Source organism: Lacinutrix chionoecetis (genome assembly GCF_053604665.1).
In genome coordinates this window covers 1-2,634 of sequence record NZ_JBSHNQ010000031.1, presented here as the reverse complement: position 1 = coordinate 2,634, position 2,634 = coordinate 1, and the positions used below count along the sequence as shown (strand labels likewise).

Genomic DNA, 2,634 nt, shown 5'->3' with positions numbered 1-2,634 from the left:
GCAACCGTTACTGTAATGGTAGCTATGTTTGAATCGTTTCCATCATTATCCTGAACCGTATAATCGATTGGTGTTGCTACACCTGTAAAGGTTGGTTCTGGTGTGAAGGTTACTGTGCCGTCTCCGTTATCTGTATACGTCCCTTCGCCTGGTACGGTAAAAGTATCTTGCTGTCCTGGTGTTGCAGGATCTAAGTCTACTGTTGTTACATCTATTGTACCATTTGGATCTGAATCATTGCCTGTAATAGGGAATGTTACTGGTGTATCTGGTGTTGTACTCGCTGTATCATCTACTGCTATTGGTGTACAACCGCCTGCATCTGTAAATGGATCACATGGATCGTTTGGATCACTCGTGTTACCCATTGGGTCTGCCGGTGTTGATGGATCATCAACGCCTGTAGTTTCCTCACAATCTGTTAAACCATCACCATCAGTATCGGTTGGGTTTGGACATAATGCGTAGGTAATAGTTACTGTCGCTTCATTTGATACATTACCGTCGTTATCCTCTACCGTGTAAGTAATTGGTGTTGGGTTACCTGTAAAGCCTAGCTCTGGAATAAACGTTAAGTTACCACCTTCGTCAAGTGTCCAAGTACCTTCGCCTGCTACTACTAAAGTATCGTTATCGCCATCACCTGTTGTATCTGTTGCGCCTGGTGTTGTAATAGTTACGGTAGTAACACTTATTGAACCGTCTGCATCTGTATCTGGTCCGTTACCATTGTCTTCTGTAACATTTATAATTACTGTAGCTCCTGGTACATTATCTAAATCCTCATCATCTTGTGCGATTGGATCGATATCGGTATCCATTAAGTAAGTAACAGTTACTGTCGCTTCGTTGGATACGTTACCATCGTTATCTTCTACAGTATATGTAATTGGGGTTGGGTTACCTGTAAAACCTGCCTCTGGTGTGAACGTTAAGTTACCACCTTCATCTAATGTCCAAGTACCTTCGCCTGCTACTACTAAAGTATCGTTGTCTCCATCACCTGACGTATCTGTTGCGCCTGGTGTTGTAATAGTTACTGTTGATGGGTCTATAAGGCCATCTGAGTCACTATCTTCTCCGTTACCATTATCTGCTATTACATTTAATGTTACTGGTCCTGCTGCGTTGTCTAAATCATCATCATCTTCTGCGATTGGATTATCTTGAACAGTTACAGTGATTGTAGCTTCATTTGAATCATTCCCATCATCATCACTTACTGTATAAGTGATAGTAGAAGTTCCTGTAAAGGTTGGGTCTGGATCGAAAGTAATTGTACCATCTCCATTATCTGTATATGTACCTTCTCCTGGTATTGTAATGGTACCTTGCTGTCCTGGTGTTGATGGATCTAAATCTACAGTCGTATCATCGATTGTTCCGTTTGGATCTGAATCGTTGTCTGTAATATCTATTATGACATCCACATCTGTATTTGTAGTGGTATCATCATCTACTGCTATTGGTGTACAACCTCCTGCATCTGTAAATGGATCACATGGATCGTTTGGATCACTTGTGGTACCCATAGGATCAGCTGGTGTGTTTGGATTATCATTCCCTGTGGTTTCCTCACAATCGGTTAAGCCATCGCCATCACTATCTGTTATATCACTCGTGCCTATTGGATCACATGGATCGTTTGGATCACTCGTGTTACCCATTGGATCTAATGGTGTTGATGGATCATCAACGCCTGTAGTCTCCTCACAATCGGTTAAACCATCGCCATCACTATCGGTTCCATTTGGACACGCTGCTACTACTACTGTTATTGTTCCTACTGTAGAGATGTTACCATCGTTATCCTGAACTGTGTAATCTACTGGTGTTGTAGTACCTGTAAATGCTGGGTCTGGATCAAAGGTGACTGTTCCATCTGGATTAGCTGTATAAGTTCCTTCTCCTGGTACTGTAAACGTTGTTTGTTGTCCTGGTGTTGCCGGATCTAAATCTATTGTCGTATCGTCAATAGTTCCGTTTGGATCTACATCATTGTCTGTAACATCAATGTCAATCGTTACATCTGGTTCTGTAGATGCTGTATCATCATTTGCAATTGGAGTACAACCTCCTGCGCTTACAAATGGATCACACGGATCGTTTGGATCACTTGTAGTACCCATAGGATCTGCCGGTGTATTTGGATTGTCTTCTCCTGTTGTTTCCTCACAATCTGTTAAACCATCGCCATCAGTATCTACCAATGAACTGCTATCTATTGGATCACATGGATCGTTTGGATCACTTGTCATTCCATTTGGATCTAATGGTGTGTTTGGATTGTCGTTTCCTGTGGTTTCCTCACAATCGGTTAAACCATCACCATCACTATCTGTTAATGGACTTGATTCTATTGGATCACATGGATCGTTTGGATCACTCGTGTTACCATTTGGATCCAACGGTGTTGATGGATCATCAACGCCTGTAGTCTCCTCACAATCTGTTAAACCATCGCCATCACTATCGGTTGGGAATGGACAAGCAGCAACCGTTACTGTAATGGTAGCTATGTTTGAATCGTTTCCATCATTATCCTGAACCGTATAATCGATTGGTGTTGCTACACCTGTAAAGGTTGGTTCTGGTGTGAAGGTTACTGTGCCGTCTCCGTTATCTGTATACGTC

The 2,634-nt window shown here is 42.2% G+C and carries 1 protein-coding gene; it reads right to left on the bottom strand.

Features of this window, described 5'->3' with window-relative positions; translation table 11 throughout:
- Positions 1-2,634 (bottom strand): Ig-like domain-containing protein (locus tag ACVC43_RS00160; RefSeq protein WP_452222549.1); only part of this gene is annotated, 2,634 nt, incomplete at both ends.